The sequence below is a fragment of the Mitsuaria sp. BK041 genome, from assembly GCF_014193085.1.
Taxonomy (GTDB): Bacteria; Pseudomonadota; Gammaproteobacteria; order Burkholderiales; family Burkholderiaceae_C; genus Roseateles.
Genome location: NZ_JACHYT010000001.1, coordinates 51,607 through 77,793 on the forward strand (window position 1 = coordinate 51,607; position 26,187 = coordinate 77,793).

The window sequence follows — 26,187 nt, forward strand, 5'->3', positions numbered from 1 at the left end:
AGGAGCGCCGCCGCGACGCCGTGGCGCGTCAGGCCGGGTTGCGCCGCTCCAGCGCGCGCAGGCGTCCCATGATCCCCATGCCGACGGTGAGCACCGCCGCGGTCAGCCAGAGCGAGGCGAGGTAGCTGCCGCTGGCCTGCGCCATCGCGCCGGCGAGCGCGGGCGCCGTGACCTGCGCGACGCCATAGCTGAGCGTGAGGCGCGCCATCGCCTTGCCCGGATTGCCGGGGGACCGCCGGCCGACGAGCGCGAGCGTGAGGCTGACCAGGCCGATGAAGGTCGCGCCGTAGAGCAGCGCGCCGATCAACGCGGCGGCGAGGCTGCCGGAGAGCGCCGGCAGCACGACGGAGACGATCTGCAGCGCGAAGGCGGCGAGCAGCGCGTTGAGATCGCCGAGGCGGCGCGCGACGCGGTCCCACAGGAACACGGCCGGCGTGGCCGCCAGGCCCACCAGCAGCCAGGCCCAGGGGCCCTGGCCGTGCAGCAGCGGTTGGCGCTCGACGATCGCGACGGTGAAGGTGGCGCTGATGACGAAGCCCCAGCCGGCGCAGAAGTAGCCGGCGATCATCCAGCGCATCCATCTCGGATCGGGGGCGGCGGCGGTGCTCGTCGCGGCGACGGGCGGCGGCACGGGCGGGCGCCACCACGCCGTCAGCGCGAGCAGCGGCAGGCCGACGACGACGAAGCCCCACCAGTGGCCGGCCCAGTCGAGCGCGAGGCGGTCCATCGCCATCGCGCCGAGGGCGGAGACGACGATGCCCAGGCCAAGCCCGAGGAAGTGGACGCCGAGTTCCGGTCGCTTGCCGGCGCGCATCAGGAAGCCGAGCACGAGGCCGGAGCCGAGCAGCATGCCGGCGGCGCCGCTGAGCCCGCCGAGGTAGCGCGACAGCGCCCACAGCGGCAGGCTGGGCGCGAGCGGCATCAGCGCGGTGGCGAGCAGGCCCAGCACCATGCCCCAGAGGTAGAGCCGCGAGCGCCAGCGCGGGTCGTCGATCAGCGCGGCGATCACCGCGCCGCTCATGTAGCCGGCGTAGTTGACGGCCGCGAGCGTGCCGCCCATCGCGTCGCTCAGACCGGCCTGCTGCTGCATCAGCGGCAGCAGCGGCGTGTAGGCGAAGCGCGCCAGGCCGATGCTCAGGACCAGGCCGGCGATGCCGCCGGCGGAGACCTGCCAGGGGCGGATCAGAACGTCTCCCAGTCGTCGCCGGGCGCGGACGTGGCGCTCGGGCCGGGAGCCGCTGCCGGCGCCTGCCTGGGCGTGGACGGCGCCGCGGGGGCGGGTCTCGCCTTGGCGACCGAGGCGGAAGGCGCCTTGGGCGGCGAGGGGCGCGTGGCCGCGGGCTTGGCTGCCACCGGCCGTGTGGTCGTCGGCTTCGCCATCGAGGCGGCGACTGCCGGCTTCGGCGTCGGCGGCGATGTCCGCGTCGGAGCTGGTGGCGGTGTCACGCCTACCGCGTCGACCGACCCCGGCTTGGGATCGCTGACCTTGAAGTGCCCGACCAGCGCCGTGAGCTTGCGCGCCTGGTCGCTGAGCGACTCGGCCGCGGCGGCGGACTCCTCGACCAGGGCGGCATTCTGCTGCGTCATCTGGTCCAGCTGCGCCACCGAGCCGTTGACATTGCCGATGCCCTGGCTCTGCTCGACGGTGCTCGCGCTGATCTCGCCGATGATGTCCGACACCCGCTGCACGCTGGCGACGATCTCCGTCATCGTGGCACCGGCATCGCGCACCAGCTGCGAGCCGGCCTCGACCTTGGCCACGCTGTCGCCGATCAGCGCCTTGATCTCGCGCGCCGCGCCCGCGCTGCGCTGCGCCAGCGCCCGGACCTCCGACGCCACCACCGCGAAACCCTTGCCGTGCTCGCCGGCGCGCGCCGCTTCCACCGCGGCGTTCAGCGCCAGGATGTTGGTCTGGAAGGCGATGCCGTCGATGGTGCCGATGATGTCGTTGATCTTCTTGGCCGAGGCATCGATCTGCGCCATCGTGCCCACCACCTCGCCGACCACCGTGCCGCCGCGCTCGGCCACCTCGGCCGCACTGCCGGCCAACTGGTTGGCTGTGCGCGCGCTGTCGGCGCTCTGCTGCACCGTGCCGGTCAGCTGCGCCAGCGAGGACGCCGCATGCTGCAGGTTGGAGGCTGTCTGCTCGGTGCGGTGGCTCAGGTCCTGGTTGCCGCTGGCGATCTCCTGGCTCGCCGTCTGCATGCCGTCGGCGCTGGCTCGCACCTCGCGGATCACCTTGCGCAGCGAGCTCTTCATCGCCGCCAGCGCGCGCTGCACGTCGCCGATCTCGTCGCGGCTGTAGTCGCGGTCGACATGGAACAGGTCGCCCTCGCCGATGCGCTCGGCCTCGGCCATCAGCGACTTCAGCGGCGCGGAGATCGTGCGCACGAAGTAGGCGGTGGCCAGGGCCAGCAGGCCCACGATCAGCGTCATCAGCGCCGCCACGCCCCACACGGTGCGCATGCGCTCGGCCCCCGCGGCCTCTCGCAGCGCCGCCGAGCGCCGCTGCTGCAGCGTGACGAAGTCCTGCTGCGCGACCAGGTACTGCTCGATGGCGGGCACGACCTTCTGCTGCAGCGCCTGGTGCGCGCCGTTCACATCGCCGCCGGCCTTGAGCTTGTTCGCCTCGTTGCGGGTGGCGATGTAGGCCTGGCGCCGTTCGGCGATCCGCGCCATCGCGGCCTTGTCGTCGTCGCCCTCGGCCAGGGCCTCGAGCTGCTTCTGGATCTCGTTGATCGTCTCTGTGGTCTTGGCGATGTCGCCCTTCATCGCATCGGCGACGGCGTTGTCGTTGGCCGCCAGCCCGGCCTGCACGCGGCTCGCGTTGGCCTCGGTGAGGCCGCGCCAGCGCAGCGCCAGCTCGAAGCGTTGCTGCTGTTTCTCCTGGGTCGCCTGCGCGACCTCGAGCAGGCTGCGGGTGCGCGAGGCCGCCCCCAGCGACATCACCACCGTCATGACGGACATGACGGCAACGGGAATCCAGAGTCGCGTGGCGATCGAGAACTTCATCGGTCTGGCGCCTTGTGTTGGGTCGGGGGGCTGCGCCGGGATGGTGCAGTCGACCTGCATCCCATCCTAAATCGGCCGAAGGGGGCACCGGCTTGAGGACAAACACTGCTAACCTGCCGCCCTGATCCGCGCCGGCCGCCCGATCCCGCAGAACTCCACAGAAGGTCCCGCCACGCCCATGAGCTTCCTGGCCATCGACATCGGCAACACACGCCTCAAGTGGGCGCTCTACGCGAGCCCCCAGCCGGGCAGCCCGATGCTGGCGCACGGTGCGCAGTTCCTGGAGAACATCGAGAAGCTGGCCGAGCACGACTGGGCCCGGCTGCCGGCGACGCCGGGCAGCATGCTCGGCAGCAACGTGGCTGGCGACGCGATGCGGCACCGCGTCGAGGAGCAGATGGAGCTGTGGGACATCGAAGCGCGCTGGGTGGCCTCGTCGGCGCAGGCGGGCGGCGTGATCAACGGCTACGACCACCCGGGCCGCCTGGGCGCGGATCGCTTCGTCGCGCTGATCGGCGCGCGGCACCACGTGCTGGCGCGCATGCGCGGGCAGACGCCGCGACCCGCGCTGGTGGTGATGGTGGGCACCGCGGTGACCGTGGACGCGCTCGACGCCGACGGTCGATTCCTGGGCGGGCTGATCCTGCCCGGGCACGGGATCATGCTGCGCTCACTGGAAGGCGGCACCGCCGGCCTGCGCGTGCCGACCGGCGAGGTGCGCGAGTTCCCCACCAACACCTCGGACGCGCTCACCAGCGGCGGCAACTACGCGATCACCGGCGCCATCGAGCGCATGCACCGCCACATCGTCAAGCGCTGCGGGCAGGAGCCGGTCACCTTGATGACCGGTGGCGCGGGCTGGAAGGTCTCGCCGGCGCTGGACATCCCGCACGAGTTGATCGACTCGCTGATCTTCGACGGGCTGCTGGCGTTGCAGGCTCATCGCCTGGCGCTGTAGACGGCACGGTCCGGCGCTGGGGCGCGTCGACCGCGCCCGACGCGTTTACACGTCGACCTTGAACCCGAGGTCGATCTCCGAGCCCGGCTGGCCGCCGCGCAGGCCCCAGTTCTCGCGCTCCACCTCGTTGAGGATGATCTTGACGTGGTCGGCGGGGACATCGAGCGCGCCGAGGCGGTCGACGATCGCGCGATAGAGGCGGCGCTTGGCCTCGATCGTGCGGCCGGAGAAGGCCGTCACCGTCACCAGCGTGTAGCGCTCGGGCCGCGAGAGCCGCGGCGGATGGATGAAGCGATGCGGCTCGTAGGCGATCAGGCGCACGCAGCGGTCTTCCGCCGGGATCTTGAAGCCCTCGACCGGCGCGGCCTGCACCGCTTCGATCAACTGGGTTTCCTGCTCGGGGGAACAGGCACGGCGGATTTCGATGAGGGTGCTCGGCATGGGCGCTGCGATGAGGGGCGACGGGAACGCGAGCTTATCGCGCGACGACCTGCCGGCTCTGGAAGTCGACGGGCACGGAGCTGTGCTGATGGACGACGCGCCATCGATCCTGCTCGCGTCGCATCAGCACGGTCAGCCGGTTCTCGATCGCGCGCAGCGCCTCGCCGCCGGCATCGAGCGCGGTGAACGCCAGCGTCGCCACGCCGCCGGCGACCTGGGTGTCGCACCAGGTCGTCACCTCCGTCGCGGTGACCCGCACGCGCACGTCGCGGATGCCGTCGAACCAGGCGGCGATCATGCCGCCCCAGTCCTCGCGGCCGGCGTAGTGCCAGCGGTCCCAGCTGTCGAAGACCTGGACGTCCTGCGCGTAGAGGTCCAGGAAGCGCGCCAAGTCGCGCTCCAGGACGGCGGCCGCGTAGTCGCCCAGGAAGGCATGGATCGGGTCATCGGTCATGGTGTGTCTCCTTGAAGCGGGATGGCTCCGTGGAGACGACGATCCAGGGCGGCGGATTTCGACCGGGACGGGGCCGGCGCTCGCCGGTCATCGGGCCCCCTGCTGATGCAGGCGCCAGTCGCGCTGCCATCGCGCGACGTTGTAGAGCAGCACGCCGACGGAACTCACCCAGAACATGCCCAGCCACAGGCCGACCACCTTGAGGGTGAAGATCATGTCGCCGTCGCAGCGGCCGCTGGCGTCGCAGGGGGAGGGGATGTAAAGGTCGATGAGCAGGGCCGTCGAGACGTTCCAGACCAGCAGACCCAGGAGGACGGAAATGAGCAGGCGATTCATGGCGGACGGGTTCCTTTCCTGGTGGAAAGCGGCCAGTTTCGCCACCGCTGCGGTGCTCAGGATGAGCCCGGTGTGAGCGCTCGGTGAGCTTGCCGTGCGGTGCACGGCAGCGGTCCGGTCACGCAGGGAGCCGTCAGCCCGCCCAGCTTTCCCGCAGCACGTCGCGGAACAACTCGGACAGCAGCGGCTCGACTTCCGGCCGATCCTTGGCGGGCAGTTCCAGACCCTCGATGCGGTCGAGCTCCCGCTCGATGAAGCGCTGGATCGGGACGATCTGCGGTGAGAGTCCCAGTTCGGGCGTCTGGCGCTTCAGGTCGACCAGATCGTGGATCGCGCTCAGCACGTCCTTGTCGTCATCCAGCGTCTGAAGCAGGCGCTGGAACTCGATAGGTGCTGGCTGATGCTCGCGTTCGAGCCAACGCACCGCAAGCAGCGGCCGCAGCACGTAGAAGTACTTCTTGAGCTTGACTTCGTCCGTTTGCAGGTGCGATCGATATGTCGTCTTCGCCATGCTGCGGTAGTGATGGATGCCGCGCACGATCGAGTACACGACCGGCAGCAATTCCAACGCCCGCGCGTGGAAGCGGCCGCGGCTCTCGTAGACGATCGGCGACTGGATCCATTCGACGAAGCCCGGGTTGGAGCCGCGGAACAGCCGCAGCGCCTTGCGCAGGTCCCAGCCGTTGATGTCCATCTCGTCGACGATCGGGTACTCGATGACGTCGCGCTGTTCCTCGAGGCCGATGGACAGGTACCAGTCCATGCGGTTGACGTAAATGAAACGGGCGTCGAAGTCGCTGTCGGGCGAAGCGAAACCCCAGGCGCGGCTGCCCGACTCGACGGCCAGCAGCACGCGCACCTCGTGCTCGGTTTCGGCCTTGCGCAGGCGCGCAAGGACCTCGGCTCGGGCCGGCTCGGGGATCGTGGAAAGGTGGCTAGTCGTGGTGGAACTCATTAGTCGATTGTCGGAGTGGCAGGCGAAGGGAAGATGGACCGGAGTCGCTTGAGGGCATAGGTGCTCCACAGGAATCGAACGAACTTGGTCAAGGTAGTACGCCGAAAGACTCTTTACTTGGCGACCGCTAGCCTTTCAGCGCGCGACTGATGTCCCGAAGCCGGATGAAACTTGGATCCTGAGCAAGAGAAGGCCTTGCAGCTTCAATGAAGTCCAGGCACTTCTCAAGGTCCCGTGCGTCCCACTTGAGCTCCTTCACCAGAACGTCGATGAGTTGCAGAGACTCGGCAGGAAAGCGCGTAGGGAGCCCCGACTGCCCTAACTTTCTAAGCGCGAAGTGAGGGCGCTCAAGCGGCACTAGCCAGTCTCGGATGGCGTGGAGCGCCTCAGGAAACCTGCCACCGGTGGCAATAATCAGATTGGCAATGTGGCTGCTGACAGCCTCGGATGCATAGTTTTTGTCCTTTGGCCATATGTCTTTCCAGAACGGGAGGATCTTCGTCTGCCAGTACTCCTCTCGTCGCTCACCAGCACCCTCCTGAGCATGCGCCAACGTGGCTGCAACCCGATGGAGGCCTTCCGGTGGAAGGCTTGTTATTGCTAGGCGAAGTTCGTTCGTATCGAATCCTTCTGCCGGCCGGATCGGCCCAAGTGCAAGGTAAGTCAGAAACGCGGCGAATTGATCTGAGTGTTTCCCAAGCTCCGAGAAGTGTGAGGCAGTTTGAAGCACGGATGGCTTCATCACTAGGAGAAGAGGCATATAGAGGCGAGGAGACCAAAGGAAGCCTTTCCAAGCAGCCCTTGCCTCATGGGCGTTCGTGTCCCAGTTGAATGAGGGGACTAGGAAAGACACTGTCCATTCTTGGTCAATTCGAAATAGAGTGATCAGACGTGAAGCAAGTATGACGCGACCGTGAAGATTCTGCGGGCGTGACATGTCAAACAGGTTGCTGAATCGAAATTTCAGATACGAGGGAAGACGATCGCCGTCACTTGGATTTCGATTGAACCAGTGATTGAGCAGCCCCTGCGTCACATGGCCAACCGGGTGATTGATGGCGCGAGTCAAAGGCTCGTCCGTATCCAAGGATTGCGGGTAATCGCCGTCGAGAACTCGGTCGCACAACTTGAAGAAGTGTGCATCGTTGTCATCAACGGCTGCTCCAATCGACTGAATCCAATAGGAGACGCTACGAGCCACGACATCGAATACTTGGTCCGGCATCGCAGCGATCAAGGGAGAAACCCAGCGCCAAGCCTTCACAGCCAAACCTGGTTCGCTCCATGCTTGAAGTGCTTCTTTCCAACGCTCAGCGGGCCAGACGTTCTCCCTACTCAAATCCCAAAGCGCCAATGCGGTGTGGAAAAACCTGGATCGGCAGGTTTCTCGCCAAGTGTCTTCATACAAGAATCCTCGCGGCGAAGCAGCTTGCATGAGCCACGCAACGATCTCGCGGCGCTTCCGCGGCGTAGGAACTATTTCTCGGAGCTGGTCGAAGTCTTCTTCGTTGGAGCTACTCATCCAATGCGAGAACTCCTCCGATTGATTCTCCGCGAGCCGCCATTCGGGATGCTTTGTGGCTATACGTTCCAGTCGTGCCGCAGCCCCTTTGCCTAGAACTACTCCGACTGACTGTAGCTTTGCGAGGCGAAGCCAGACGGCGTACTCGGCGATGAGGAGGTCTCGCTGCTGATCGATTTGATCGGATAAGGCGGCCCGAGCGCTCTTCACGGTCAAGGCATTTTCAAGCCGTAGTTGATTCCGCTTGTCGAGAGAGTGGCCACGAAGCGCAAGAAGTCGCAATACTTCCCGCTGGGTCTCAGAAGACCACAGCGTGAGGCCATTGTCGTCGATTAGCCAAGTGATCCAGTCCGTGACCGAAATAGCCTCTGAATGACTCGCGGCGAATAGGGCTAATCGTCGGAAGGTCGCATACCCGTAGGAAAACCAACCCCGCGCGATATGCGAGGCGCGCGCAACGTCCCGCTCGTGGATTCGAATCCAACCGTCCCGTAACAGCTCAATGAGCACTACCCATTCACGAAATCCGCGATTCTGGTTGTGCGGCTCAATTGAGGGGAGGTCCCAGAATGACCGGTCAGAAGTCGCGGAGGCGTCGCCGATTTCAATTTGCAGTTCAATGGCCTCGCGTAACAGCTGTTCCAGGTCTGGTAAGAACGTCGCTAATAGGTCGGGGAGTGCTGAGTCCCGCTCCTTGCCGGAGAGATAAGGCTGTACGTGCTCCGCGGCTAGGCAGGGCCCCCAGTCCAGCGCATACCGCACGCGTTGTCGTTCGTCGTCGAGCTCAAGCGATTGAGCAGACTCTCCACGCCACGACCGCCTCACTTCGAGTTGAGGTTCCAACAGGCTGCGAAGCTCTACACGTACCGAAGCTGTAGGTCCGAGGATCTTGGCTCGCTCAATCCACCCGTGTAGGTCGAAGAACCTAGCTGCAGATTTCACCCGGCCAGCAAGGTACATCCTCCAGAGGGCGCGCAAAGTGCGGCTTGGAATCGAGTTTGGTGATCGGTCGATCAGTGCTTTGATGGCCTCCATGTCGCTCTTGGCTTCAAACCCTTCGATCGCCGCGATCGCTGTTTCGATGCCGTACTTAAAGCTGGGGTGGGGAACGGTGCCTGTCTCGATGAACCAAAGAATCAGGTCGGGGTCGCCGATATGTCGCAAGAGCCAGCGCGACACCTGATGCATTACTTGATCGAGATTGTGGAATTGCGAGTCGGACCAGCACAGAGACATCCAAGGCGCGTGAGTGTATGGCGAGGGCCGCTGCAATAGACTGAAACGTAGCTTCTTATCTGGCACCGGGTTTGGACTCACACCGAACCGAATTAGATCTGAAAAGCAGAACCGTCGGTCCGTCAAAGCTTTAAGCCAACTGAGTGGGGGGCATGGCGTCATCTCGGCGAATCTCTTGGCCGGTAGTCCATCGGGATGCGCAAGCGCCCAAAGCATGCGTCCGACGAAATCGTCCTGCGCGGTGCTCTCCGACGGGTTTGCGGAAGCGTGCTCGGCAACTATTGCTTCTTTTCCCAGTGAGCCTGCTTGATATGTCTTTGCCCAGGCAGCAAGAGTGCGTGGCATGGCGGAGTGATCTTTCGAACCGTGAGCGCCAGCTAGTACTTCGTACAACACGGGTTCGACACCTTTTGCTCGCCATTCATCTTCCGTTGCTCGCTTGTTGTCGTTCTCGAACGAGCCGAACGCATACGCCTGCGGAGTAGCTTCGCCCAACATTCGATCTGCTGCGAGCGCGTCCATCATGTATCGGAGGACCGGATCGTTGATACCGTAACCGACGAAGCAGACGACGTAATTGCGAAACAGCTCGGTCACAAAGCGCGAGGCCCATCGCTCGATCAGATACGCTAGCCCGAAATCACCGCTTGTTACAACGAGGCGGTTTAGAGCGTGGGCATCAGCCTCTACCGGTTGTAGGCCGTGCAGGTATACGAGTCCATCCCATCGCGAATTCTTTGGGATTGGAAGGGACGGCGCTGAGTAGACGGTGTGCCTGTGCCGCAGACGCTTGGAAACAGTTTCGAAAATTCGATCGAAATTGGTGGTGACGAGTCGTAGCGCTCCGCGTTTATCTCGCGCAAGGCGGAGTAAGGCGTCGTGCGCGGTGGTCGCCATCGTGCGACGTAAATTCGGCTGAAGCGATTGGACCATTGCGTTGCGAACTGCGGGTCGGCCACCTTGATGTCGACGCTCTAGGAGGTCGAGCGTCACGTCAAACTGGGCCCTGTCAAAGGCGCCTTGCTCGAGCTGATTCATCGCCATTCCGGTCTTATCAAAGATCTGTTGCACCAATCCTTTGAACAAGGGCAAGCCCGCCGGATAGGAAATTCCAGCGCCGCAGAAGAACACGACCCGTCCCTCTTCCTGAGCTTGAATGAGTTCCTCGGGAACATCTGGACCGTTGATCACGAACTGCATTCCGCTTCCCTCCTGATTGATTGGCTGTGTGTGATGCGTTCCTCGTCGTCCTTGTGTGAGGACCAGATCCCGCCATCTACAGAGAACGGATTCGAGTCCTGAAAAGCGACAAAAAAATACCGGGCTTTGCCCGGCTTTTTTCGAAAGGGAAGGTTGCTTTACAGGATGAACCGGCTCAGGTCCTCGTTCTGCGCCAGCGCGCCGAGCTTCTCGTCGACCTGCGCGCCGGCGATCGTGACGGTCTGGCCGGCGTGCTTGTGCGCGTCGAAGCTGATGTCGTCCAGCAGTCGCTCCAGCACCGTCGCCAGGCGTCGCGCGCCGATGTTCTCGGTGCGCTCGTTGACCTCGAACGCGATCTGCGCCAGACGGCGGATGCCGTCCGCGCTCAGCTCCAGCGTCAGGCCTTCCGTCGCCAGCAGCGCCTGGTACTGCTTGACCAGGCTCGCATGCGTGCTCGACAGGATGGCCTCGAAGTCCTCCACCGACAGCGACTTCAGCTCCACCCGGATCGGGAAGCGGCCCTGCAGCTCGGGAATCAGGTCGCTGGGCTTGCTCAGGTGGAAGGCGCCCGAGGCGATGAACAGGATGTGGTCGGTCTTCACCATCCCGTACTTGGTGTTGACCGTCGTGCCCTCCACCAGCGGCAGCAGGTCGCGCTGCACGCCCTGGCGCGACACGTCCGCACCCCCGCTGTGCTCGGCACGGGTCGCCACCTTGTCGATCTCGTCGATGAAGACGATGCCGTTGTCCTGCGCATGCGCCAGCGCCGCGGTCTTGATCTCGTCCTCGTTGACCAGCTTGGCGGCTTCTTCCTCGACCAGCAGCTTCATCGCCTCGGCGATCTTGAGCTTGCGCGCCTTGCGGCGCTCCTGGCCCATCTGCGAGAACAGCCCCTTGAGCTGCTCCGCCATCTCTTCCATGCCCTGCGGGCCGACGATCTCCATCGACGGCCGCGCCTCGGCCAGCTCGATCTCGATCTCCTTGTCGTCCATCGAGCCCTCGCGCAGCCGCTTGCGCATCACCTGCCGGGCGGTGTTGTCGCCACCGGCGCTGTCCGCCGCCGGCGCGAAGCCGGTCGACGAGCGCGGCGGCGGTACCAGCGCGTCGAGGATGCGCTCCTCGGCTGCATCCTCGGCTCGGGCCCGCTGGAAGCGCATCTGGCGCTCGCGCTCCTGCTTGACGGCGATGTCGACCAGGTCGCGCACGATGCTGTCCACGTCCTTGCCGACGTAGCCCACCTCGGTGAACTTGGTCGCCTCGACCTTGATGAAGGGCGCGTCGGCCAGCTTGGCCAGGCGGCGCGCGATCTCGGTCTTGCCCACGCCGGTGGGGCCGATCATGAGGATGTTCTTCGGCGTGATCTCGCCACGCAGTTTCTCGTCGACCTGCTGGCGCCGCCAGCGGTTGCGCAACGCGATCGCGACGGCGCGCTTGGCATCGGCCTGGCCGACGATGTGCCGGTCGAGTTCGGAGACGATCTCCTGCGGGGTCATGCTGCTGCTCATTCGTGTGCTCCGGCGCCGGTCAGTCCAGCGTCTCGATCGTGTGGTTGCCGTTGGTGTAGATGCAGATCTCGCCGGCGATCACCAGCGACTGCTTGACGATGTCCACCGCGCTCAGCTCGCTGTGGTTGAGCAGCGCCTTCGCCGCCGCCTGCGCATAGGCGCCGCCGCTGCCGATGGCGACGATGCCCTGCTCGGGCTCCAGCACGTCGCCGTTGCCGGTGATGATCAGCGACGCCGTGCGGTCGGCCACCGCCAGCATCGCCTCCAGGCGGCGCAGCACGCGGTCGGTGCGCCAGTCGCGGGTCAGGTCCACCGCCGCGCGCACCAGATGGCCCTGGTGCTTCTCGAGCTTGGCCTCGAAGCGCTCGAACAGCGTGAACGCATCGGCCGTCGCGCCGGCGAAGCCGGCCAGCACCTGGTTCTTGTAGAGCTTGCGCACCTTGCGCGCCGTCGACTTCACGACGATCGAGCCCAGCGTCACCTGGCCGTCGCCGCCGATCGCGACCTGGTTGCCGCGCCGCACGCTGACGATGGTGGTGCCGTGGTACGGCGCAAGCGGGGAGGAGGAATCTTGGGACATGGTGGAGCGGACGTGCGGGGACGCCTTGAACGTCATGAAGGCCTCACGTGGGTTCCCGCGCGGGAATCACAAGGTGAGGAAAAGGGAGCGGCCCCGCCTGTGCGAATGCCGGTTGACGAGGCCGATGATCGGACATCCGGATGAAGAACGGGGCCAGAGGCCCCGTGGTCGCGAAGGTCGAAGCCGGCGCGCGGCGGTCGTCAGACGTGCCGCACCTTGACCCGGGCGTGCTCGTTGATGCCCATGGCGCCGAAGAACAGAGCCACCAGCCGGTGCGCGTCGCTGAATTGCACCGCGCGGTTCTCGCTGCGCCGCGCCAGCACCCAGTTCAGCAGGTCGCCGGCGGCCATGAAGTCCAGGCGGATCAGCTTCGGGCAGGCGATCGTCACCAGCGACGCGGCGCCGAGCTGCTCGGTCATCAGCGCCAGCGTCTCGCTGATGTCGCCGCTCAACTGGCCGGAGAGCTCCATCAGCGCCGCGGTGTTGACCGCGTCGGTCATCGTCGATTCAAGGAAGGCGATGCCGGTGTCCGGCGCCGCCGGCTGGATCGAGGAGGGCGAGCTCGTCGACAGCGCATTGCCGCTGATGCGGACATGGCACAGCGCCTTTTCCCAGCTGGGCGGCGACACCTCGTAGGTGACGCAGTAGTCGATCGCGACTTCGTCGAACTGGTCCGGGCGGTTGGCCAGGCGCAGCGCTTCCAGGCGCAGCATCCACAGGATGGGATCCGCGTCCCGGCTGCCGACCGGCGCCTGCTCCCGCAGCACGTTGAAGAAGTGGTCGCCCGACAGCCAGCGCAGGTCCAGCGCCTGCTGCGCCCAGGCGCGGAACAGGTCGCGCAGCTTGGCGCAGGCCTCGATGTCGATCTGGCGCAGCGGCGCCCAGTCGATCACCCAGGGCATCGGCAGGTTCTCGCAGCGGGTGCGCATCTGCGTCACCGCCTCGGTGTCCAGGTATTCCGGCGCCGTCCAGGAGACGCTGCTCGCGCGGCCGCGCGGGGCGCGCTCCTGCTGCACCGCCTCGGCCACCAGCTTGGGCAGCGAGAACCATTGCGGCGAGGACAGCCCGAACTGCTGCGCGTAGTCGTTGGCCAGCTGCTCGAACTTGCCCTGCTGGCCGGTCGCCCGGTACAGGTCGAACAGCACCAGCCAGGTCTCGGCGTGTTCGTGGCGCGCGCCACCCGCACGGGTGAGGTCGATCAGGCTGCGCTCGCAGTGCTCGTAGTCGGCATTGGCGAAGGCGATCACCGCCTCGTCCAGCTCGGCGTCGTGGACGACTTCGCTGACCTCGACCTGCGGATCCGCGACGCGGAAGCTCAGCGTCGGGATCTCCTTCTTCAGCTCGGGGATCGGCGCGGGCGCGGCGGCCGATTGCGGGGCCATGCCGCCGCCCATCGAGGCCGCGGCCGGCGCCGGCGACAGGTCCAGGCGCTCGATGTCAGCCGGCGAGGCGTGGTCGGACACCCGCGCGCCAATCTGGTCCGCCGGCTGCGTCGCGGCGAAATTGACCGGTTTGGTACTGGTCTCGAAGAAGCCGGGCGAGTGCTGGCCCTGCACCTGCGTGGGGACGAAACCTTCGCCCACCATCTGCTGCTCGATCTGGTCGATCTTGGCCTTGACGCTGGCTTCATCGCGGCGCGCGCCCTGGATCTCGCTGATGCGGCCCAGTTCGTCGATGCCGGAGGTCGCGTGGCCGCCAAGCGCGGCCAGCTGTTCAGGCGTCAGGCCTTCGCGGCGGATCTTGCGCAGCATGTCGAGTTCGCGCTTGCGCACGAAATCGTTGCGCCGCTTGCGCTCCACCATCGCCCGCAGCTCGGCCTTGGCGGCATCGGCCTCGGGATCGTCCTGGCGGGAGTTGATCTCCGCCCAGTCGGTCGTCGGATTGGCGACGAAGCGCGCCACCTTGCGGAAGAAGCTCTCGCCTTCTTTGGTGCCGTCTTTGGGGTCGGTCATGCTCTGGCGGACCTTGCTCTGCGCGCTGTCCGGCTCAATCGCCGAACATCTTCTGCTTCAGCTCACGGCGCTGCTGCGCTTCCAGCGACAGCGTGGCGGTCGGGCGCGCGATCAGGCGACCCAGGCCGATCGGCTCGCCGGTCTCGTCGCAGTAGCCGTACTCGCCGCTTTCCAGGCGCTGCAGCGATTGCATGATCTTCTTCAGCAGCTTGCGCTCGCGGTCGCGGGTGCGCAGCTCCAGGGCGTGTTCTTCCTCGATCGTGGCGCGGTCGGCCGGGTCGGGGACGATGGAGGTGTCCTCGCGCAGGTGCTCGGTCGTCTCGCCGGCGTTGGACAGGATGTCTTCCTTCAGCTGCGTCAGCTTGGCGCGGAAGAAGTCGACTTGCTTGTCGTTCATGTACTCGCTGTCCGGCATCGCCAGCACTTCGGCGTCGGTCAGTTCGGCACCGGCCTTGGATTTCCAGGCAGACGAGAGTTTGGGATCGGTCTTCACGGCAGGGCGGCTGTTCTGGTTCGTTGATGTCGGGGTCGAAGGCCGGACAGGGCTGTCCAGCAGAGAGACCGTGCTGTCGGGCGCGTCCGCGTCGGCGGGTTTGCCTGCCGCCGGAGCCTTGGCCACCTTGGCGGCGGCCTTGGGCGCGGCGGTCTTGGAGGCCGGTGTCTTGCTCACGTTCACTCTCCTAGCGGCTCTTTATACCTGCTCGACATGAGAAGCCGGGGCTTCCCGCGCTGGCGCAGGGGCCTGGTTCGGGCGCGGCGGATTGTAGCCACCTCCGCCGCCGCGCCGCCGATGGGTCTGAGCCATCGGTCAGTGTGGCACTAAGCCAGGCAGCCTTCCAGCCCCTGCATCAGGATGTCCTTCGGCAGATCGATGCCGATGAACACCATCTTGCTGACCTTCTTCTCCTCGGGCATCCACTTCGGACCGAGGTCGGACCCCATCAGCTGGTGCACGCCCTGGAAGATCACCTTCTTGTCGGTGCCCTTCATGTTCAGCACGCCCTTGTAGCGCAGCATCTTCGGACCGTACACCTGCACGATCGCGCCCAGGAAGTCCTCCAGCTTGGCTGGGTTGAACGGGCGCTCCGAGCGGAAGACGAAGGACTTCACGTCGTCGTCATGGTGGTGATGGTGCGGATGGTCGCAGTGCTCGCCGTGCTCGTGGTCGTGGTCGTGGTCGTGATGATCATGGGCATGGTCGTGGCCATGGTCATGACCGTGGTCGTGCGCATGATCGTGCTCGTCGGCGGCCAGGAAGTCGGGATCGATCTCCAGCTTGGCGTTCAGGTTGAAGCCGCGCAGGTCGAAGACGTCCTTGATCGGCACCTCGCCGAAGTGCACCTTGGACTGCGGCGCGCGCGGGTTCATGTGCTTGAGGCGGTGCGACAACGCGTCCACCGCGGCGGCGTCGACCAGGTCCGTCTTGCTCAGGAAGATCTGGTCGGCGAAACCGACCTGGCGGCGCGCTTCCTGGCGGGTGTCGAGCTGGTCGCCCGCATGCTTGGCGTCGACCAGCGTCAGGATCGAGTCGAGCAGGAAGGTCTCCGCGATCTCGTCGTCCATGAAGAAGGTCTGCGCGACCGGGCCGGGGTCGGCCAGGCCGGTGGTCTCGATGACCACGCGCTCGAAGTCCAGCTCGCCCTTGCGGCGCTTGGCGGCCAGGTCGGCCAGCGTGGTGCGCAGGTCCTCGCGGATGGTGCAGCAGACGCAGCCGTTGCTGAGCTGGATGATCTGCTCCTGCGTCTCGCTGACGAGGATGTCGTTGTCGATGTTCTCCTCGCCGAACTCGTTCTCGATGACGGCGATCTTCTGGCCGTGCGCCTCGGTCAGCACGCGCTTGAGCAGCGTCGTCTTGCCCGAGCCGAGGAAGCCCGTGAGGATGGTGGCGGGGATCAGTCCCGGCGCGGGACCCGTGGCTGGATTCGCGGCGGCGGTGTCAGGAACGGACGACATGGTGAACGACCAATCTATGGAGAAGCTTGGGCCCGGCAACTGGGGGCGGATGACTGTGTTTCAAGCGAATGTCAATGTCAATCGGTTATTCTGGCGCCTCCTCAACGACGGCACACACGACAGTGTCTGATCCCCAGCCTAGTCGGCCCGCCAAGCATGGCGGGCGTGGCAACGACCAACGCGGTCTCATCGATCGCGTGCTCGAATTCCTGCACCCCGGCCCGGACTCGACCAGCGAGCTGATCGAGAACTTCGCCGAAGCGGAGGAGCGCGATCTGATCGCGCCCGAATCGCGCCAGATGCTCGAGGGCGTCCTTCGGATGGCCGAACTCAGCGCCGGTGACGTCATGGTCGCCGCGCCGCGGATGGACCTGCTGGATATCCAGTCGCCGCCCGACGAACTGCTGGCCGCCGTCATCGATACCGGTCACTCGCGTTTCCCGGTCTACGACGGCCAGCGCGACAACATCATCGGCATCCTGCTGGCCAAGGACCTGCTCAAGCTCCAGCGCGCTCCGGAACTGAATCTGCGCGCGCTGTTGCGCCCGGCAGTTTTCGTGCCCGAGAGCAAGGGCCTCAATGAGCTGCTGCGCGATTTCCGTTCCAACCGGAATCACCTGGCCATCGTGATCGACGAATTCGGCAACACCGCCGGCCTGATCACGATCGAGGACGTGCTCGAGGAGATCGTCGGCGAGATCGAGGACGAATTCGACGTCGGCGACGGCGATGCTGGCATCTACACGCTGGCCGACGGCAGCTACCGCGTCGCGGGCGACGCCGAGATCGATGCGGTCAACACCGCCTTCGGGCTGTCGCTGTCCGACGCCGACTTCGACACCATCGGCGGCCTGGTGGCGCATGAGCATGGCCGCGTGCCGCGCCGCGGCGAGACCGTCGAGGTCGCCGGCCTGCGCTTCTCGGTGATGATCAACCGCGGCGGCGCGGTGCGCTGGTTCAAGGTGACCCGCGCGCCGGCGCCCGAGGCCGACGACCACAGCGGCTGATGCGCCGCGGCTCCTTGTCGGACCGGATCGACGGCGGGGCCCGCCAGGGCCGGTGGTCCTGGCAGCTTCATCCGGCGCTCGCGCTTGTCGCCGGGGCGCTGCACACCGCCTCGTTCTCGCCCAGTCCCGCCTGGTGGCTGCAGCCGCTGGCGCTGGCCTGGCTGGTCGCCGCCTGCGATGGCGTGCGGCCGCGCCGCGCCGCGCTGGCCGGCGCGCTGTTCGGCATCGGCTGGCTGGCCTCGGGGCTGTGGTGGCTCTACATCAGCATGCACGACTTCGGGCATCTGCCCGCGGCCGTGTCGGCGCTGGCGGTGCTGGCGCTGGCGTTGTTCCTCTCGCTCTACTACGCCGCCGGCATGGGTCTGGCGGTTCGCTGGTCCGCCGGCGCCGCGCCGACGCGGCGGGTGCTCGCCTTCGCCGCCCTGTGGCTGGGCGCGGAACTCGCCCGCGCGAGCTGGTTCACCGGCTTCCCGTGGATCGCCAGCGGTTACGCGCATGCGCAGGGGCCGCTGGCCGCGCTCGCGCCCTATGTCGGCGTCTACGGCATCACCGCGGTGGCGGCCCTGCTGGCGGCGGCGCTGGCGCTGCGCCACTGGGCGCTGCTGGGCGCGCTGGTCGTCGCCATCGGCCTGGCGCAACTCCTGCCGCGGGATTTCACGCGCCCGACCGGCACGCTGGCCGTGTCGCTGGTGCAGCCCAACATCCCGCAGGACCAGAAGTTCGACCGCGACCGCTTCGACCACAACCTCGACCAGATGACCGCGCTGATCGAGTCGGCCCGCGGGCAGGTCGTCATCACGCCGGAGTCGGTGCTGCCGGTGCCGCTGGCCTTCCTCGACGAGGCGCATGTGGAGCGCTTGCGCCGCGACGCCCGGCAGCGGCCGCTGCTGCTGGGCACCTTCCTGGGCAACACGACCGATGGTTTCGTGAACTCGCTGGCCGCCATGGGCTTCGCGGGCGAGTACGACTACGGCAAGCGCCACCTGCTGCCCTTCGGCGAGTTCATCCCGCCCGGCTTCCACTGGTTCGTCAGGGCGATGAACATCCCGATGGACGACCAGGCCAGCGGCACGCACCAGCGCGCGCTGGCCTTCGCGGGCCAGCGCCTGCGGCCGCTGATCTGCTACGAGGACCTGTTCGGCGAGGACGTCGTCGCCAGCGCGCTGGACCGCGGCGACGCGGCCGCCACGGTCTTCGTCAACGTGAGCAACCTCGCCTGGTTCGGGCCGCGCATGGTGCAGGACCAGCACCTGCAGTTCTCGCAGATGCGGGCGCTGGAATTCCAGCGGCCGATCGTGCGGGCGACCAACACCGGCGCGACCGCGCAGGTCGACCACCGCGGGCAGGTGCTGGCCCGGCTCCCGGCGGAGCAGGCGGGCGTGCTCGAGGTCACCGTGGAGGGCCGCAGCGGCGTCACGCCCTATGCGCGCTGGCTGTCGGCGGCGGGCCTGTGGCCGCTGTGGGCGCTGGCTGCGCTGGGGCTGCTGCCGGTGCTGGTGCCGGCCTGGCGACGCCGCCGCGACGGCGCCGGACGCGTCGCCTGACCGGGGCCCGCCGTCCCTGGGCGGCACGCCGGTGTCTCCCCCGGGCCGCACATAGAATCGGGCGTTTTGCTCCACCGCCGGCCCGACGGCCCGACGCCCCATGCTGACTTTCCAGCAACTGATCCTCCGCCTGCAGGAATACTGGTCCAAGCAGGGTTGCGCCCTGCTGCAGCCCTATGACATGGAGGTCGGCGCCGGCACCAGCCACACCGCGACCTTCCTGCGCGCGCTGGGTCCCGAGCCCTGGAAGGCCGCCTACGTGCAGCCCAGCCGTCGCCCCAAGGACGGCCGCTACGGCGAGAACCCGAACCGGCTGCAGCACTATTACCAGTTCCAGGTCGTGCTCAAGCCGGCGCCGGCCAACATCCTGGAGCTCTACCTGGGCTCGCTCGAGGCCCTGGGCTTCGACCTGAAGAAGAACGACGTCCGCTTCGTCGAGGACGACTGGGAGAACCCAACGCTCGGCTGCTGGGGCCTGGGCTGGGAGGTCTGGCTCAACGGCATGGAGGTGACCCAGTTCACCTACTTCCAGCAGGTCGGCGGCATCGACTGCAAACCCATCACCGGCGAGATCACCTACGGCCTCGAGCGCCTGGCGATGTACCTGCAGGGCAAGGAATCGGTCTACGACCTCGTCTATACCGACGGTCTGACCTACGGCGATGTGTTCCACCAGAACGAGGTCGAGCAGTCGACCTACAACTTCGAGCACAGCGACGTCGACTTCCTGCTGCAGGCCTTCGGCGCCTACGAGCGCAAGTCCAAGGACCTCATGGACACGCGGCTGGCGCTGCCGGCCTACGAGCAGCTGCTCAAGGCAGCCCACACCTTCAACCTGCTGGATGCCCGCGGCGCGATCAGCGTGACCGAGCGCGCCGCCTACATCGGCCGCATCCGCAACCTGGCGCGCGCCGTGGCCCAGAGCTACGTCGACAGCCGCGCGCGACTGGGCTTCCCGATGGCCCCCAAGGCCTGGGCCGACGAGGTCGTCGCGCAGATCGAGAAGAAGAGCGCCGAGGCCGCCGCGAAGTCCGGGAAGGCCGCGGAGCAGTCGGACAAGAAGACCGCCGCCTGACGACGAGGAACACCGCCCCATGACCACGAAGAACCTGCTCGTCGAACTGTTTGTCGAGGAACTGCCGCCCAAGGCGCTGAGGAAGCTGGGCGAGGCGTTCTCGGCGGTGCTGGCCGATGCGCTCAAGGCGCAGGGCCTGGCGCCGGCCGACGCGGCCGTGACCGCCTACGCCACGCCGCGCCGCCTGGCGGTGCATCTGGCCGGCGTCGCCGCCAAGGCCGCCGACCGCGCCGTCCAGCAGAAGCTGATGCCGGTGGCGGTGGCCCTGGACGCCGCGGGCAACGCCACGCCGGCGCTGCTCAAGAAGCTGGCGTCGGTGGGTGCCGACGCCACCGTCGTGCCCAGCCTCAAGCGCGCCCCCGACGGCAAGGCCGAGGCGCTGTTCCTGGACACCGTCGTCGCCGGCGTGTCGCTCAAGGACGGCCTGCAGAAGGCGCTGGACGAGGCGCTCGCCAAGCTGCCCATTCCCAAGGTCATGACCTACCAGCTGGCCGACGGCTGGAGCGACGTCAAGTTCGTGCGTCCGGCCCACGGCCTGGTCGCGCTGCATGGCGAGGACCTGGTCGAGATCGGCGCGCTGGGCCTCACCGCCGGCCGGACGACGCGCGGTCATCGCTTCGAATCCAAGGCCGGGACGATCACGATCCAGAGCGCCGACAGCTATGAGCGCCAGCTCCGCGAAGAGGGCGCGGTGATCGCGTCCTTCGACCAGCGTCGCGACGAGATCCTGCGCCAGCTGCAGGCGCAGGCCGCGCCGCTGGGCCTGACGCCGATCGACGCGCCCGAGCTGCTGGACGAGGTGACCGCGCTGGTGGAGCTGCCCAACGTGCTGTCCTGCCAGTTCGAGCCCGAGTTCCTGGCCGTGCCGCAGGAGTGCCTGATCCTGACGATGAAGGCCAACCAGAAGTATTTCCCGCTGCTGGACGCGCAGGGCAAGCTGACCCACCGCTTCCTGGTGGTCAGCAACATCCATCCGGACGATGCGTCCAAGGTCATCGAGGGCAACGAGCGCGTCGTGCGCCCGCGCCTGGCCGATGCGAAGTTCTTCTTCGACCAGGACCGCAAGAAGACGCTGGCCTCGCGCGTCGAGGGCCTGGGCAAGGTGGTCTATCACGGCAAGCTCGGCAGCCAGGGCGAACGCACCGAGCGCGTGCGCGCGATCGCGCATGCGATCGTCAACCAGCTGCGCATGGCCCAGCACCCGTACACGGTCGAGGCCAAGGACGAGTTCGACGTGCTCGACAGCAAGGCCCAGGAGGCCGCGCTGCTGGCCAAGGCCGACCTGCTGACCGACATGGTGGGCGAGTTCCCCGAGCTGCAGGGCATCATGGGCGGCTACTACGCGCGCCATGAAGGCTTGCGCGACGGCGTGGCCAAGGCGATCGAGGACCACTACAAGCCGCGCTTCGCCGGCGATGCGCTGCCGCGCAACCACACCGGCACCGTCGTGGCGCTGGCCGACAAGCTCGAGACGCTGATCGGCCTGTTCGGCATCGGCCAGCTGCCCACCGGCGACAAGGACCCGTTCGCGCTGCGCCGCCATGCGCTGGGCGTGATCCGCATCCTGGTCGAGAACCACATGCACCTGTCGCTGCCGGAGCTGATCCAGGGCGCGCTGCCGGCCTTCGGCGAGCTGATCCAGGACCCGACCGAGGCGCTGCTGGGCTTCTTCGCCGACCGCCTGGCGGTGAGCCTGCGCGACCAGGGCTACAGCGCCCAGGAGGTTGACGCGGTGCTGGCGCTGAGCCCGGCCCGCCTGGGCGATGTGCCCAAGCGCCTGGGCGCCGTGCGCGCCTTCGCCGCGCTGCCCGAATCGGCCTCGCTGGCCGCGGCCAACAAGCGGGTCGGCAACATCCTCAAGAAGATCGAGGGCGAGTTGCCGACCGAGGTCCAGCCCGCGCTGCTGACCGAGGCGGCCGAGCGGGCCCTGGCCGACGCGCTCGCCGGCGTGAAGCCGCAGGCCGACGCGCTGTTCGAGCAGCACGACTACGCCGGCTCGCTCAAGGCGCTGGCCGCGCTGAAGGCGCCGGTCGACGCCTTCTTCGACGACGTGATGGTGAACGCCGAGGACCCTGCGCTGCGCGCCAATCGCCAGGCGCTGCTCAAGCAGCTGCACGACGCGATGAACCGCGTCGCGGACCTGTCGCGCCTGGCGGCCTGACGCAGAACGGAGCCTTCGATGCCCAACCGGTCCGACCATCCGCATGGCATGAAACTGGTGATCCTGGGCCGCGACGGCACGATCAACCGCTACCGCGACGACCATGTGAAGTCGCCCGAGGAACTCGAGCCGCTGCCCGGCGCGCTCGAGGCCGTCGCGCGGCTCAACCACGCCGGCTGGCACACCGTCATGGCCACCAACCAGCCCGGCATCGGCCGCGGGCTGCTGGACATGGCCTCGCTCAACGCGGTGCACCTGCGGCTGAACCAGCTGCTGGCGGAGAAGGGCGGCCGGCTGGACGCCGCGTTCTTCTGCCCGCATGCGCCGGAAGAGAACTGCAACTGCCGCAAGCCGCTGCCGGGGCTGGTCGAACAGATCGGCGAGCGCTTCGGCGTGGACCTGCAGCAGGTCCACATGGTCGGCGCCAGCGTGCGCGACCTGCAGACCGCGCACAACGCCGGCTGCGTGCCGCATCTGGTGCGCGGCGACCGCCTGGCCGGCGTCGACGAGGCGCAGCTGCAAGGCCAGATCGCCCTGGTGCCCGGCTCGCGCGTGCACCAGGACCTGGCCGCCTTCGCCGAGGCCCTGATCCATGAGGAACGCCGCGCGCGCGCCGAGTCGCGCGGCGAATCCGCTGAACCCGATACCGCTCCTGGAGACCTGGGCTGATGCTCATCGCGCTGCGTTCGATCCTCTTCGTCCTCTACCTGATCGTCACCGTCGTGCCCTGGGGCACCGCGGTCGTGGTCTGCTCGCTGTTCCTCAACAGCACGCAGCTGTACTGGATGTGCGCCAACTGGCTGCGCGTGGCGATCTGGGGCGCCCGCTTGATCTGCGGCGTGCGCTGGCGCGTGCGCGGCATGGAGCACCTGCCCACGGACAAGGCCCAGTCGGTGATCCTGCTGTCCAAGCACCAGTCGACCTGGGAGACCTTCGCCTACCCGATGCTGATGCCGCGGCCGCTGGCCTACGTGTTCAAGCGGGAACTGATCTACATCCCGTTCTTCGGCTGGTCCATGGCGCGGCTGGACATGATCCACATCGACCGCAGCAAGCGCAGCGAGGCCTGGAACAAGGTGGCCGCGCAGGGCCGGCGCATCGCCGGGCTGGGCAACTGGATCATCATGTTCCCGGAAGGCACGCGGGTGGCGCGCGGCAAGGTCGGCGAGTACAAGACCGGCGGCACGCGACTGGCCGTCGAGACCGGCGTGCCGGTGGTGCCGATCGCGATGAACTCGGCGAGCTGCTGGCCGCGCAAGAGCTTCCTGCTGCGCCCTGGCGTGGTCGACATCTCGATCGGCCCGATGATCCCCAGCACCGGCCGCACGCCGGCCGACCTGATGAAGGAGGTGCAGGGCTGGATCGAGACCGAGATGCGGGTGCTGGACCCGGCGGCCTATCCCGCCGACGGCGCCGCCGCGATGACCGGCGTGCCGCCTGCGCCGCCGGCCCCGCCGTCCACGTCGGCCGCCGCCTGATTACACTCGCAGCCCATGCTGCCTTCCAAGCTGCGGGGATTGGGCGCGCTGCTGAACTTCACGCAGCTGTCGCTGTTCGACACCGAGCCCCCGCCCGCGCCTCCGCCGCCCGCACCGGATCCCGTCGCCCCGACGCCGCGCTTGCGCGGTGAGGCCGGCGCGTCGCTGCGCCAGGTCTTGCTGCAGGGACAGGCGATCCCCTACGAGCTCAAGCGCGCGCGCCGCCGCAGCATCGGCTTCACGGTGAGCGAGGAGGGCCTGCGGGTGTCCGCGCCGAAGTGGGTGCCGCTGGGCGACATCGACAACGCGCTGCAGCAGAAGGGCGACTGGATCCTGCGCAAGCTGGTCGAGCAACGCGAGCGCGCCAAGCGGACGCAGGCGGCCCGTGTCCACTGGGGCGACGGCTGCAGCCTGCCTTACCTGGGCGAGCCGCTGATCGTCGTGCTCGATCCGTCGATGACCGGCACGCGGCTCGACGAGGGCCAGGCCGATCCGCAGCCGACGCTGGCGACGGTGCCGCGCCGCATGCTCTACCTCGGCCTGCCGCAGACCGCGGCGCCGGAGCAGATCCGCGACGCGGTGCAGGCCTGGCTGCAGCGCCAGGCGCGGCAGCTGTTCGAGTCCCGCTGCAGACACTTCGCCGGGCCGCTGGGCGTCACGATGACCGGGCTGCGGCTGTCCTCCGCGCAGACGCGCTGGGGCAGCGCCAGCGCCGACGGCATGATCCGGCTCAACTGGCGGCTGATCCACTTCTCGCACGCGCTGATCGACTACGTCGTCGCGCATGAACTGGCCCATCTCAAGGAGATGAACCACAGCCCCCGGTTCTGGGCGGTGGTGCGGTCGGTGTTCCCGGAATACGAACTCGCGCGCGATCGCCTCAAGCAGGCGGTGCTGCCGCTGATGGACGAGGCCTGATGCCGCGTCGGGATTTCGTCAATCGTTCCGCTTGATAGCGGTAAACGTTCGCATTTCCCCCTTTGGGGGGGCTTGTAGCTGATTTGGGTGGGGCTGCACACTGGATACCGCTGTCATCACTCGCATCTGAGTCAGAACCTCCTCCCGCGTTCCGCTCCCGGCGGCGCTTTGGTCCCCCAGCCTTCCCGGCTGCGTCTGGTCGACCCGCGCTCAGAGCCGACAAGCTGATGCATAACAAGGCGCAGCGCCGCCGTCCCGTGATCGGGGCGGCGGCGACTGTCTTTCCGGGCCTCGTTTTTCTTCAGGCCGAGAAGCGATGGATGCCATCCGCATCCAGCGTCCGCCGCAGCAACCCGCCCAGCCACAGCCGATGCAGGTGAGCCACCGCCTCGCCCATGGCGAAGGTCGTCTGGTGCAGGTCCAACGGCCGGCGGAACATCATCGGCAGCAGCTCGGCCGCGTGGCAGGGCTTGGCGGTGCAGGCCTCCAGCACTTCGGCCAGCCGCTCCTGGTGGTGCTGCTGCAACTGGTCGATGCGCGCGTGCAATCCCCGGAAGGGCTTGCCGTGCGCGGGCAGCACCAGGGTGTCGGCCGGCAGCGTGCTCAGCCGCGCGATCGAATCGAGGTAGAGCTGCAGCGGATCCGCCTCCGGTTCCACGTCCACGACCGAGACGTTGGTGGAGATCCTCGGCAGCACCATGTCGCCCGAGATCATCACGCCCAGCGTCTCGCTGAACAGACTGATGTGCTCCGGCGCGTGGCCATGGCCGACAAGGCAGCGCCAGTCGTGATCGCCGATGCGCACGCTCATGCCGTCCATCAGCCGGCGGAAGGCGGGCGGGATCGACGGGACCATGCTCGGGTAATAGCTCGCGCGGCCGCGGATCTTGTCCAGCGCCGCCGGATCGGTCAGGCCGTGGCTGCCGAAGAAGGCCGCCGCCGCCTCGCCGCCCATGCCCACCGTCGACGAGGACGCCACCCGCGCCAGCTGATAGTCCGTCGCGCTGATCCACAGCCGGCACTGCCAGCGCTCGGTCAGCCAGTGGGCCAGGCCCATGTGGTCCGGGTGGAAGTGGGTGACGATGACGCGCAGCACCGGCAGGCCGTCGAGTCGCTCGGCGAAGACCCGTTCCCAGTTCGCCTTCGTCGCATCGCTGTGGATGCCGCAATCGACGATGGTCCAGCCCTCGCGCCCGTCCTGGACGTCCCGCAGCAACCACAGGTTGATGTGGTCCAGCGCGAAGGGCAGGCCCATGCGCACCCACCGGAGGCCGGGCAGCAGGTCGAGCGCCTCGCCCGGACCGGGGAGGGTGTCGCCCAGGGGGTAGGTGAGTTCGGATTCGCGAGGATTGGCCATGGCTTTAGACTTACGTTTACGTCAACGTCATTAGCCAGTGTAGCCATGAGCCCCTCACCCCGCCCGACCCCGGCCGATGACCTGCCCGAGGACGCGCTGCCCGAAGCCGGCGACGACGCGGGACCGCTGTTCACCATCACCGAGCTGGCGGCCGAGTTCGACATCACCCCGCGCGCGATCCGCTTCTACGAGGACATGGGCCTGCTGACGCCCGCCCGCGCCGGGCGCAATCGCGTGTACACGCAGCGCGACCGCACGCGGCTGAAGTTGACCCTGCGCGGCAAGCGGCTGGGGCTGTCGCTGCAGGAGATCAAGCAGCTGGTGGACATGTACGACAACCAGTCGGACACCGTGCCGCAGCTGCGCGCCTTCCTCGGCGTGCTGGACCAGCATCGCAAGCAGCTGCAGCAGCAGCTCAGCGACATCGAGGTCACCCTCGCCGAGATCGCCCAGCACGAGGAACGCTGCCACGCGCTGCTCGCCGAGGCCGGCCAGCCGGTCGACAGCTGAGCCGCCACCCGCTGACCGCGGCGCGCGGACGAA

At 67.4% G+C, this 26,187-nt stretch carries 22 protein-coding genes; 9 read left to right on the plus strand and 13 right to left on the minus strand.

Annotated elements, in window-relative coordinates:
• Positions 1-28: 28 nt before the first annotated feature.
• On the minus strand, positions 29-1,198 hold the full coding sequence (locus FHT38_RS00230; RefSeq protein WP_310737387.1) for a YbfB/YjiJ family MFS transporter: 1,170 nt from the start codon (positions 1,196-1,198) through the stop codon (positions 29-31).
• Positions 1,183-3,012, minus strand: a complete 1,830-nt coding sequence (locus FHT38_RS00235) for a methyl-accepting chemotaxis protein (RefSeq protein ID WP_183488707.1) — start codon at positions 3,010-3,012, stop codon at positions 1,183-1,185. The genes FHT38_RS00230 and FHT38_RS00235 overlap by 16 nt, the downstream gene beginning before the upstream one ends.
• Before the next feature lie 178 nt (positions 3,013-3,190).
• On the opposite strand from FHT38_RS00235, the gene FHT38_RS00240 reads away from it, so the two are divergent.
• On the plus strand, positions 3,191-3,970 hold the full coding sequence (locus tag FHT38_RS00240) for a type III pantothenate kinase (protein WP_091719865.1): 780 nt from the start codon (positions 3,191-3,193) through the stop codon (positions 3,968-3,970).
• Between the two features lie 45 nt (positions 3,971-4,015).
• Here FHT38_RS00240 and FHT38_RS00245 read toward each other — a convergent pair whose 3' ends face one another.
• The 10 genes from FHT38_RS00245 to FHT38_RS00290 form a co-directional block, all read right to left on the minus strand.
• Positions 4,016-4,411, minus strand: coding sequence for a tautomerase family protein (locus FHT38_RS00245; protein ID WP_183488709.1), 396 nt, complete (start codon positions 4,409-4,411; stop codon positions 4,016-4,018).
• Positions 4,412-4,445: 34 nt separating this feature from the next.
• The gene (locus FHT38_RS00250) at positions 4,446-4,865 is read right to left on the minus strand and encodes a nuclear transport factor 2 family protein (protein ID WP_183488712.1); all 420 of its coding nucleotides are present in this window, start codon (positions 4,863-4,865) and stop codon (positions 4,446-4,448) included.
• 87 nt (positions 4,866-4,952) lie between these two features.
• The gene (locus tag FHT38_RS00255; protein ID WP_183488716.1) at positions 4,953-5,201 is read right to left on the minus strand and encodes a hypothetical protein; all 249 of its coding nucleotides are present in this window, start codon (positions 5,199-5,201) and stop codon (positions 4,953-4,955) included.
• Between the two features lie 133 nt (positions 5,202-5,334).
• A complete protein-coding gene (locus FHT38_RS00260; RefSeq protein ID WP_183488719.1) occupies positions 5,335-6,156 on the minus strand; it encodes a nucleotidyltransferase domain-containing protein in 822 nt (273 codons plus the stop codon).
• A gap of 127 nt (positions 6,157-6,283) precedes the next feature.
• Entirely contained in the window at positions 6,284-10,114 is a 3,831-nt protein-coding gene (gene dsr1, locus FHT38_RS00265) for an anti-phage defense-associated sirtuin Dsr1 (protein WP_183488721.1), read from the minus strand.
• Between the two features lie 158 nt (positions 10,115-10,272).
• Positions 10,273-11,619 carry an ATP-dependent protease ATPase subunit HslU gene (hslU, locus tag FHT38_RS00270; protein ID WP_091719880.1) on the minus strand — a complete coding sequence of 449 codons (1,347 nt, stop codon included), beginning with the start codon at positions 11,617-11,619 and terminating at the stop codon, positions 10,273-10,275.
• Between the two features lie 19 nt (positions 11,620-11,638).
• Positions 11,639-12,199, minus strand: a complete 561-nt coding sequence (hslV, locus tag FHT38_RS00275; RefSeq protein ID WP_091719884.1) for an ATP-dependent protease subunit HslV — start codon at positions 12,197-12,199, stop codon at positions 11,639-11,641.
• Between the two features lie 200 nt (positions 12,200-12,399).
• Positions 12,400-14,151, minus strand: coding sequence for a hypothetical protein (locus FHT38_RS00280; RefSeq protein ID WP_183488723.1), 1,752 nt, complete (start codon positions 14,149-14,151; stop codon positions 12,400-12,402).
• A gap of 34 nt (positions 14,152-14,185) precedes the next feature.
• The gene (gene dksA / locus FHT38_RS25525) at positions 14,186-14,821 is read right to left on the minus strand and encodes an RNA polymerase-binding protein DksA (protein WP_175538132.1); all 636 of its coding nucleotides are present in this window, start codon (positions 14,819-14,821) and stop codon (positions 14,186-14,188) included.
• A gap of 149 nt (positions 14,822-14,970) precedes the next feature.
• The gene (locus FHT38_RS00290) at positions 14,971-16,104 is read right to left on the minus strand and encodes a GTP-binding protein (protein WP_183488725.1); all 1,134 of its coding nucleotides are present in this window, start codon (positions 16,102-16,104) and stop codon (positions 14,971-14,973) included.
• 122 nt (positions 16,105-16,226) lie between these two features.
• Here FHT38_RS00290 and FHT38_RS00295 point away from each other — a divergent pair, with 122 nt between their 5' ends.
• The 7 genes from FHT38_RS00295 (at position 16,227) to FHT38_RS00325 (ending at position 24,287) form a co-directional block, all read left to right on the plus strand.
• On the plus strand, positions 16,227-17,111 hold the full coding sequence (locus FHT38_RS00295; RefSeq protein WP_233218109.1) for an HlyC/CorC family transporter: 885 nt from the start codon (positions 16,227-16,229) through the stop codon (positions 17,109-17,111).
• Complete coding sequence (gene lnt / locus FHT38_RS00300) at positions 17,111-18,655, plus strand: apolipoprotein N-acyltransferase (protein ID WP_183488727.1); 1,545 nt, start codon at positions 17,111-17,113, stop codon at positions 18,653-18,655. The genes FHT38_RS00295 and lnt overlap by 1 nt, the downstream gene beginning before the upstream one ends.
• Positions 18,656-18,755: 100 nt before the next feature.
• Positions 18,756-19,730 carry a glycine--tRNA ligase subunit alpha gene (gene glyQ, locus FHT38_RS00305; protein ID WP_091719905.1) on the plus strand — a complete coding sequence of 325 codons (975 nt, stop codon included), beginning with the start codon at positions 18,756-18,758 and terminating at the stop codon, positions 19,728-19,730.
• 19 nt (positions 19,731-19,749) lie between these two features.
• Positions 19,750-21,891, plus strand: a complete 2,142-nt coding sequence (glyS, locus tag FHT38_RS00310) for a glycine--tRNA ligase subunit beta (RefSeq protein WP_183488729.1) — start codon at positions 19,750-19,752, stop codon at positions 21,889-21,891.
• Between the two features lie 18 nt (positions 21,892-21,909).
• Positions 21,910-22,560, plus strand: coding sequence for a D-glycero-beta-D-manno-heptose 1,7-bisphosphate 7-phosphatase (gene gmhB, locus FHT38_RS00315; protein ID WP_254783153.1), 651 nt, complete (start codon positions 21,910-21,912; stop codon positions 22,558-22,560).
• Entirely contained in the window at positions 22,560-23,369 is an 810-nt protein-coding gene (locus FHT38_RS00320) for a 1-acyl-sn-glycerol-3-phosphate acyltransferase (protein WP_183484354.1), read from the plus strand. The genes gmhB and FHT38_RS00320 overlap by 1 nt, the downstream gene beginning before the upstream one ends.
• Positions 23,370-23,384: 15 nt before the next feature.
• Positions 23,385-24,287, plus strand: coding sequence for a M48 family metallopeptidase (locus FHT38_RS00325; RefSeq protein WP_183488731.1), 903 nt, complete (start codon positions 23,385-23,387; stop codon positions 24,285-24,287).
• Between the two features lie 301 nt (positions 24,288-24,588).
• Here the strand turns inward: FHT38_RS00325 and FHT38_RS00330 are convergent, their stop codons facing one another.
• Complete coding sequence (locus FHT38_RS00330; RefSeq protein ID WP_091719918.1) at positions 24,589-25,644, minus strand: MBL fold metallo-hydrolase; 1,056 nt, start codon at positions 25,642-25,644, stop codon at positions 24,589-24,591.
• Positions 25,645-25,689: 45 nt separating this feature from the next.
• Between FHT38_RS00330 and FHT38_RS00335 the strand changes: the two genes are divergently transcribed.
• Entirely contained in the window at positions 25,690-26,154 is a 465-nt protein-coding gene (locus tag FHT38_RS00335; protein ID WP_183488733.1) for a MerR family DNA-binding transcriptional regulator, read from the plus strand.
• Positions 26,155-26,187 lie beyond the last annotated feature (33 nt).

Excerpts from the sequence above, each read along its gene's own strand:
- FHT38_RS00325 (WP_183488731.1), top strand. The coding sequence starts at position 23,385 with ATGCTGCCTTCCAAGCTGCGGGGATTGGGCGCGCTGCTGAACTTCACG.
- FHT38_RS00260 (WP_183488719.1), bottom strand. The coding sequence starts at position 6,156 with ATGAGTTCCACCACGACTAGCCACCTTTCCACGATCCCCGAGCCGGCC.
- FHT38_RS00255 (WP_183488716.1), bottom strand. The coding sequence starts at position 5,201 with ATGAATCGCCTGCTCATTTCCGTCCTCCTGGGTCTGCTGGTCTGGAAC.
- hslU (WP_091719880.1), bottom strand. The coding sequence starts at position 11,619 with ATGAGCAGCAGCATGACCCCGCAGGAGATCGTCTCCGAACTCGACCGG.
- FHT38_RS00280 (WP_183488723.1), bottom strand. The coding sequence starts at position 14,151 with ATGACCGACCCCAAAGACGGCACCAAAGAAGGCGAGAGCTTCTTCCGC.
- FHT38_RS00320 (WP_183484354.1), top strand. The coding sequence starts at position 22,560 with ATGCTCATCGCGCTGCGTTCGATCCTCTTCGTCCTCTACCTGATCGTC.
- glyQ (WP_091719905.1), top strand. The coding sequence starts at position 18,756 with ATGCTGACTTTCCAGCAACTGATCCTCCGCCTGCAGGAATACTGGTCC.
- gmhB (WP_254783153.1), top strand. The coding sequence starts at position 21,910 with ATGCCCAACCGGTCCGACCATCCGCATGGCATGAAACTGGTGATCCTG.
- FHT38_RS00290 (WP_183488725.1), bottom strand. The coding sequence starts at position 16,104 with ATGTCGTCCGTTCCTGACACCGCCGCCGCGAATCCAGCCACGGGTCCC.
- FHT38_RS00245 (WP_183488709.1), bottom strand. The coding sequence starts at position 4,411 with ATGCCGAGCACCCTCATCGAAATCCGCCGTGCCTGTTCCCCCGAGCAG.
- FHT38_RS00330 (WP_091719918.1), bottom strand. The coding sequence starts at position 25,644 with ATGGCCAATCCTCGCGAATCCGAACTCACCTACCCCCTGGGCGACACC.
- hslV (WP_091719884.1), bottom strand. The coding sequence starts at position 12,199 with ATGTCCCAAGATTCCTCCTCCCCGCTTGCGCCGTACCACGGCACCACC.
- FHT38_RS00240 (WP_091719865.1), top strand. The coding sequence starts at position 3,191 with ATGAGCTTCCTGGCCATCGACATCGGCAACACACGCCTCAAGTGGGCG.
- FHT38_RS00235 (WP_183488707.1), bottom strand. The coding sequence starts at position 3,012 with ATGAAGTTCTCGATCGCCACGCGACTCTGGATTCCCGTTGCCGTCATG.
- glyS (WP_183488729.1), top strand. The coding sequence starts at position 19,750 with ATGACCACGAAGAACCTGCTCGTCGAACTGTTTGTCGAGGAACTGCCG.
- dsr1 (WP_183488721.1), bottom strand. The coding sequence starts at position 10,114 with ATGCAGTTCGTGATCAACGGTCCAGATGTTCCCGAGGAACTCATTCAA.
- lnt (WP_183488727.1), top strand. The coding sequence starts at position 17,111 with ATGCGCCGCGGCTCCTTGTCGGACCGGATCGACGGCGGGGCCCGCCAG.
- FHT38_RS00250 (WP_183488712.1), bottom strand. The coding sequence starts at position 4,865 with ATGACCGATGACCCGATCCATGCCTTCCTGGGCGACTACGCGGCCGCC.
- FHT38_RS00335 (WP_183488733.1), top strand. The coding sequence starts at position 25,690 with ATGAGCCCCTCACCCCGCCCGACCCCGGCCGATGACCTGCCCGAGGAC.